This is a genomic window from Taklimakanibacter lacteus (genome assembly GCA_003576695.1).
Taxonomy (GTDB): Bacteria; Pseudomonadota; Alphaproteobacteria; order Rhizobiales; family Aestuariivirgaceae; genus Taklimakanibacter; species Taklimakanibacter lacteus.
In genome coordinates this window covers 93,000-100,000 of the sequence record QOZQ01000016.1, presented here as the reverse complement: position 1 = coordinate 100,000, position 7,001 = coordinate 93,000, and the positions used below count along the sequence as shown (strand labels likewise).

The following is a 7,001-nucleotide window of genomic DNA, read 5'->3' as shown; positions in this document are numbered from 1 at the left end:
GCGCTCGGGCGTCGGCACTGGCATGACCATGATCGCCGCCTTTTCCATCGCCACGGTCTCCTTCGGCCTCTACGCCCCGCTCATCCTCACCAAGCTCCACAATGTGCCGCTCATCACCACCGGCTATATCATTGCCTCCGAATCGATTGCCTGGTCGGTGCTCTCGATCCTGGTGGCCAATGCCAAGCCCGAGCGCGAGCGGCTCATCATCACGGCCGGCGCCTTCATGATCACCGGCGGGGTCCTGGGTTTCGCCTATGCGGTGCCGCACGGAACCCTGCCGTTGATTCTCGCCAGCGCCATCCTGCAGGGCGGTGGCTTCGGCATCGCCTGGCCCTTCGTCACCCGCATGATCGTCGCCGCGGCGGCGCCCGAGGAACGCACCATCGCTTCCTCGGCGGTGCCGACCATGCAGCGCCTGGGCTACGCGGTAGGTGCCGCCATTGCCGGGATCATCGCCAATTCCGCCGGATTTTCGCAGGGTTTCACGCCTGAGACGGCGGCCGGCGCCGCCTCATGGCTCTTCGTCGCCTTCCTGCCGCTCACCCTCGTCGGCTGCATTGCCGGGTGGAAAACCGCGCAGCGGATTTAACCTCATCGGCGCCGTTCAGGGCGACCGCCCTTTTCCTGCCATTTTTTGTTACCAGTTTCGCCATCATCGGGGGGTGCAGCCAGGGTTTTGGTTAACACTTCGGAAACTCTCTGTTGTCACAATCTCTGCTGGAATAGTGCCTAAGCCCATGGCGTAATTGGTGTCTTCGAAACGGCATCGTTAATGGCGGTTGACTTGGGTACGTGTGAAAGGCAAATTCTGCCCGTCGCCTCCTCGAGATGAGCCGATGAGGCGACCAAGGCGCGACTGAGTCGTAAGAGAACACATTTCACGCACCGGGGCGGGTTCGGTGCAGAAGGTCAACTTCAGCCGGCGTTAGCGAACGGCACGATTAGGGGAAGCGGGTTTGATCGCGCGAGGCGGGAAAAATACCGGTAATCTGCCGGTTATCGCGGGTGGTACAAGCCAGCCCGTCCATGTCGAGCAGTTCGACACCGATTTCGACAATCCATTTGAAACCGAACCTTCACGCGCCTCGCACTGGCTGCTGACCACTTGCATTGCCGGCGTCGCGGGTACGCTGGTCGTGGGCGCCGCGGTCCTGGGCTTCGTCGGCTCGAGCGGCTATTCCAACGACGCTCTGGCCTCGATCAATTCGCACGAAACGACGACCATGCGCAGCAATGCGGTGAGCGGCGGCCTGCTCGAATCGGTGGCGCTCAAGCCTTTCGGTTCCGTCTTCGAGGAGAATGTGCCTGACGTAAGCGGTGAGATCATCATTCCGCAGCGCGGCTTGCCGGGCGTGGCGAGCTATCCCGGCATAACGGCCAACGAGCTTCCTTATGGCGACGGCCGCACCGTGGTGCTCGACGCCGAGCTTGCCGTGGCCTCGGTCAATGCCGAGAACATCACGACCATCTCCAAGACGCCGCCGCCCGAACCGGTCGACGAAACGATCAGGCTGGCCAAGGGGCGGACACTTATCGATGAGATTGTCAGCCGCGGTGTCGCCCGTGAGGCAGCACAAGCCCTCGTCGCCTCGATCGAGCCGGTCTTCCCGACCAAGCAGTTCAAGGAGGGCGCGGAGTTCGAGCTCACCCTCGAGCAGCAGCAGGACTTCTATGGCCGCTATGTGATCTTCCCGGTGCGCCTCGCCTTCAAGCCGGGCCCGACCGAGAACATCCTGGTCGAGGCCGACGAAGACGGCCACTTCGCCGCCCGCATCGAGGGCGAGAGGGAAGGCACCGCGTCGCGCTATGCCAATTACGACCACTTCCGCACCAAGGCCCGGGTCGGCTCGAGCCTCTATGCCACGGCCAAGGACAACAAGGTTCCCGACTACATCACCGCCGAGCTGACACGCGTCTTCGCCTATGACGTCGACTTCCAGCGCCAGGTCAAGGCGTCCGACTCGTTCGAAGTCTTTTACGGAAACCCGCTCACCGGCTCGTCCAAAAAGCGCAAGGTCCTCCACTATGCGCAGCTGACTTTGGGCGGCAAGACCAAGACCTACTACCGCTTCACCACCGCCGACGGGTCGACCGACTACTACGACGAGAATGGCCGCTCGGCCACCAAGTCGCTGCTCAAGACGCCGGTTTCCGGCTTCAAGCTGACTTCGGGCTACGGCATGCGCCGCCATCCCCTCCTCGGCTACAACAAGATGCATACCGGCGTGGATTTCGGCGCTCCCTTCGGCACGCCGATCCGCGCCGCCGGCAACGCCAAGATCAAGGTTGCCGGCCGCTTCGGCACTTACGGCATTGCCGTCAAGCTGCAGCACAGCGGCAAGTATGAGACGCTCTATGCCCATATGAGCCGGCTCGCCGATGGCATTCGTCAGGGCGCCTCGGTCCGCCAGGGCCAGGTGATCGGCTATGTCGGCTCGACCGGCCGCTCGACCGGCCCGCATCTGCATTACGAAGTGCGTATGAACGACCGCCCGGTCAATCCGATGCGCATGAAGGCAACGGGTGGCCGCCAGCTCGCCGGCAAGGATCTCAAGACCTTCCAGGCGCTCAAGACCCGTATTGTCGCCATGATGAAGGTGGCGCCGTCGGGCACCCGCGTCGCCCAGGCGCAGCGGTAAGCAGCCTCATAGCAGTCCAGGCTTGAAGCGAGCTTCAGCCGCTTCTCCACACCGTCATGGTCGCTCTTGAGGCCTTGAGGCGACCATCCTGGGAAGCGTCAACATTGTTGCTTGATTTGCTGGATGGCCGGGTCAAGCCCGGCCGTAGATCACGTTATCACTTCAGATCGGGACGATCTGAAGTGATAACGTGATCGGAAACATTGATATGGCGCGTGATCGGACGGAAAACCGGAGTCCACTTTTCCTGATCACGCGCCAACAACAACGGCCGGAACGGATGTCCGGCCGTGTTGCTCATTTCTGGCTGATTTTAGCCCGGCTCGCCGCCACCCTCAGGCTTGGGATCCGGCGTGACGGCCGCAGCCACCGCCGCGATCGGCGCCGTGACGACGCTCACAGCCTTCTTGACGGCCCTGCGTACCCGGCTCGCCGCTTTCTTCGCCGGCCGCTTGGCGGCCTTCTTCTTGGCGGCCTTCTTCGCCGGACGCGCCTTCACCGCTTTCTTGACGACACGCTTCTTCGCCGCTTTCTTCGCCGGCCGCCTGGCGGCCTTCTTGGCTTTCTTCGCAGCTTTCTTCTTCTTTACGACACGTCTAGCCATTTGACGTTTCCTTCTGATCAGCTGGGCACGCTCACCTGTCCCAACGCTGTTTGTTTATCTGGGTTTCAACGCACGATTCGGTCAAGCACGCTTTAGCCAAACATTGCCTTTATGCGCAGTCAGCACCGCGCTGACAGAGCGCAGCAGCAAACTGCCGAACGAGACTCTGCAACTGAAATGGATCACGCGCAATCTCCTTGACGGGATTGTCGTCGAAATCGTCGCGGCAGCCAGGCAACAAGATGCTTGCGCGCCTTCGAGCTTCGTTATATTCATTTGTATATAATGAAGGCAGGCTACGAGGGAACCATGCTTGCGCCAAGGAGAGTCCTGTTCAGCCTCGCTATCCTGGCCGGTTTTGCCGCCGCCCAGGCTTCGGCGGAGCCGGTGAATGTCTTCGCCGCCGCCAGCCTCAAGAACGCGCTCGATGCCGTCTCCGCCGCCTGGAAGGCTGAAGCCGGCAGTGAGGCCAGGGCCACCTATGCCGCCTCCTCCGCCTTGGCCAGGCAGATCGAGCAGGCGGCCCCGGCCGATGTCTTCGTCTCGGCCGATCTCGACTGGATGGACTATCTGGACGGGAAGAAGCTGATCCGGGCGGATACGAAGAAAGTGCTGCTCGGCAACGCGCTGGTGCTGGTCGCGGCCCGGAGCTCAGGCGTCGAACTCGAGCTGAAGCAAGGGGTCGATCTCGCCGGCGCGCTGCAAGGCGGCAAGCTCGCGGTCGGCGATGTGAAAGCGGTGCCGGCCGGCAGGTATGCCAAGGCGGCGCTCGAGAAGCTGGGGCTCTGGGCTTCGGTGGAGAAGAGCCTGGCGCAAAGCGAGAATGTCCGCGCCGCCCTTGCCCTCGTGGCGCGCGGCGAAGCCAGGCTCGGCATCGTCTATGCGACCGACGCCCGGGCCGAGGACAAGGTCGAGGTTGCCGGCGTTTTTCCCGAGGACTCGCATCCCCCCATCGTCTATCCTGCGGCGGTGATCTCATCCTCGAAGAATCCGGATGCCGAAGCCTTTGTCACCTATCTCTCCTCTCCCAAGGCGCAGGAGATCTTCACCGCGCAGGGCTTCACCATTCTCAAGTGAGCCCGCTTTGCGATGATGGGCTTTTCGGAAGAGGATTGGACCGCCATCCTGCTGAGCCTCAGAGTGGCGAGCGTCGCGACGCTCGCCTCTTTGCCGGTCGGGATCGCGCTTGCCTATGTCCTGGCGCGCTGCCGCTTCCCCGGCCGCACCTTGCTTGACGGCCTCATCCATCTGCCGCTGGTGATGCCGCCGGTCGTCACCGGCTATCTCCTGCTTCTCTCCTTCGGCCGCAAGGGGCCCATTGGCGCCTTTCTCGACCAATGCTGCGGCCTCGTCTTCTCCTTCCGCTGGACCGGCGCAGCGCTCGCCGCCGCGGTGATGGGCCTGCCTTTGATGGTGCGCGCCATAAGGCTCACCATCGAAGGCCTCGATCGCAGGCTCGAGCAGGCCGCCGGCACGCTGGGAGCCAGGCCCCTTTTCGTCTTCGCCACCGTGACCCTGCCCCTGGCGCTGCCCGGCATACTGGCGGGCAGCATATTGAGCTTCGCCAAGGCGCTCGGCGAATTCGGCGCCACCATCACCTTCGTCTCCAACATTCCGGGCGAGACGCAGACCATTCCCTCGGCGATCTACACCTTCACCCAGGTACCGGGGGGCGATGCCAATGCGCTGCGTCTCACCGCGGTATCGATCGTCATTTCGCTCCTCGCCCTCATCGCCTCGGAAGTGCTGGCACGCCGCCTCAATCGCCAGGTGGCGAGCTTCTCATGATCGAGCTCGACATCGCGCTGGCCCGGGCGGGTTTCTCGCTCGCCGTCAATTTCACGGCCGGCAACGGCATCACGGCCCTCTTCGGCGAATCGGGCGCCGGCAAGTCGACGGTGCTGCATCTCGTTGCCGGGCTCTTGAAGCCCGACCGCGGCCGTATCGCCGTCAGCGGCACCGTCTTCACCGACACGGAAGCCCGGATCTTCGTGGCCCCGCATCGGCGCCGCATCGGCTATGTGTTCCAGGACGCGCTGCTCTTCCCGCATCTCAGCGTCCGGCAGAATCTTCTCTATGGAAGCTGGTTCACCAGGGGCCCGGCGGACGGCATCTCCCTCGACCAGGTGACATCGCTGCTCGGCATCGCCCATCTGCTCGACCGCAGGCCCCAGACCCTGTCGGGCGGCGAGCGCCAGCGCGTCGCCATCGGCCGCGCCCTTCTCGCCTCGCCCCGCATCCTCTTGATGGACGAGCCTCTGGCCGCCCTCGACATCGACCGCAAGCGCGAGATCATTCCCTATATCGAGCGCCTGCGCGACGAGCTGAAGCTGCCCATCCTCTATGTCTCGCACGCGATCGAGGAAGTGGCGCGCCTCGCCGACCGTGTGATCCTGATGTCGGGAGGCCGGGTGAAGAGCGATGGCCCGCCGCAGCAGGTGCTGAGCCCGAAGACGGGATCGGGCGATGACCGCTTTGCCCGGGTCTCGATCCTCACCGCCGGCAAGCCGACCTATGACGAGAAATATCAGCTCACCCAGGTCAGCCACCCGGCCGGGCGCATCACCCTGCCGGGTCGGCTGGCGCCGGATGCCGATCCGGTCCGTATCGTGATCAGGGCCATCGATGTGACCCTTGCACTGTCGAAGCCGCGCGAATTGAGCATCAGGACGGCGTTGCCCGGAAAAGTCTCGGCGATTTCCGAGCCGCTGGGCGCCGTGGTCATGGTCGAGGTGGCGCTCGCGGGGGGTGAAGTCCTGGCCGCGGCGGTAACCCGCAAGGCGGCGGATGAGCTGGGCCTGGGCGAAGGCGACCAGGTCTATTGCCTGATCAAATCCGTGTCGATCGACGACCGGCTGATGGCCGCGCCCTGAATCGGCGCCGCCCGGTGTGGCGGATTGGTCACAATTGCCGCAGATAGGATTGCAGCGACCGACGCTCAATTGACTTGCAGGGATTCCCGGCTCATCTTGCCCAAATCAGGATTGTTGGGGGATTCACAGTGGTTAAGAAGGAATATCTGCTCGCCGTTGCAGCGACCGCCTTGGTTCTCGGCATGTCGTCTGCCCGCGCCGCTGACATCGAGCCGGTCGCCGAGCCTGCCGGTTGGTATGTCAGCCTGTTCGGCGGCGCGTCTTTCCTCGACAGAGTCGACACCAACTATTCCTATGACGGCACGTCCGGCTATGAGGCCAATGTCTCGACGGATTTGGGCTTTATCATCGGCGGTGCGGTCGGAACCCATCTGACAGATGATCTCCGGGTCGAGCTGGAAGTGGCCTACTCCGAGAACGACGTAGACGACATCAGGTATCGGGATGGGGGCGACGGAAGCACCGACACATATGACGCCCACGGGAAATTCGGCATCCTCACCTTCATGGCCAACTTTTGGTACGATCTTCCTTTAAGCGAAGAGGTGAAGCCTTATCTCGGCGGCGGTCTGGGCTTGGCCGTTGTTGACGGCGATGTGGGCTATGACGACTTCGATGACTATGACCCAATATTCGACAGTTCAGAGGTCGCCTTTGCCTTTCAGCTCGGCGCCGGACTCAGATGGCAGGCTTGGGACAACATATCGTTGGATGTCGGATATCGTTTGCGTGGCATCGACGGGCCAAGCTTGAAGAACGAGACCTCATTTGAGGAGCAGTCCGACTATGAGCTGGACTGGATGTGGAACCACAATGTCATTGCCGGTGTGAGTTTCGGCCTCTGACATCGGTTCTTTGAATTTGCCTCGAGGGCCGGTCTCG

The 7,001-nt window shown here is 62.9% G+C and carries 7 protein-coding genes (1 of these 7 only partly in view); 6 read left to right on the top strand and 1 reads right to left on the bottom strand.

Annotation, left to right across the window (positions count from 1 at the left end; translation table 11 throughout):
• Window positions 1-592, top strand: partial view of an MFS transporter gene (locus tag DT068_RS26510; RefSeq protein WP_119392912.1) — the end only. 818 nt of this gene lie to the left of the window's left edge; the window shows 592 of its 1,410 coding nt (coding positions 819-1,410); its start codon lies off the left edge, out of view; the stop codon is at window positions 590-592.
• A gap of 367 nt (window positions 593-959) precedes the next feature.
• Entirely contained in the window at window positions 960-2,642 is a 1,683-nt protein-coding gene (locus tag DT068_RS26505) for a M23 family metallopeptidase (RefSeq protein ID WP_119392911.1), read from the top strand.
• Between the two features lie 313 nt (window positions 2,643-2,955).
• Here DT068_RS26505 and DT068_RS28225 read toward each other — a convergent pair whose 3' ends face one another.
• Window positions 2,956-3,246: a hypothetical protein gene (locus DT068_RS28225; protein ID WP_162914474.1), complete on the bottom strand. Its 291-nt coding sequence runs from the start codon at window positions 3,244-3,246 to the stop codon at window positions 2,956-2,958.
• 309 nt (window positions 3,247-3,555) lie between these two features.
• Here DT068_RS28225 and modA point away from each other — a divergent pair, with 309 nt between their 5' ends.
• The 4 genes from modA to DT068_RS26480 all read left to right on the top strand — a co-directional run bounded on the left by modA (window position 3,556) and on the right by DT068_RS26480 (window position 6,964).
• Window positions 3,556-4,323 (top strand): molybdate ABC transporter substrate-binding protein, encoded by a 768-nt coding sequence (modA, locus tag DT068_RS26495; RefSeq protein WP_368905263.1) that lies wholly within the window; start codon window positions 3,556-3,558, stop codon window positions 4,321-4,323.
• Window positions 4,324-4,335: 12 nt separating this feature from the next.
• A complete protein-coding gene (modB, locus tag DT068_RS26490; RefSeq protein ID WP_119392909.1) occupies window positions 4,336-5,034 on the top strand; it encodes a molybdate ABC transporter permease subunit in 699 nt (232 codons plus the stop codon).
• Window positions 5,031-6,119: a molybdenum ABC transporter ATP-binding protein gene (gene modC, locus DT068_RS26485; RefSeq protein WP_119392908.1), complete on the top strand. Its 1,089-nt coding sequence runs from the start codon at window positions 5,031-5,033 to the stop codon at window positions 6,117-6,119. The genes modB and modC overlap by 4 nt, the downstream gene beginning before the upstream one ends.
• 128 nt (window positions 6,120-6,247) lie before the next feature.
• Window positions 6,248-6,964 carry an outer membrane protein gene (locus DT068_RS26480; protein WP_119392907.1) on the top strand — a complete coding sequence of 239 codons (717 nt, stop codon included), beginning with the start codon at window positions 6,248-6,250 and terminating at the stop codon, window positions 6,962-6,964.
• The last annotated feature ends 37 nt before the right edge of the window (window positions 6,965-7,001 follow it).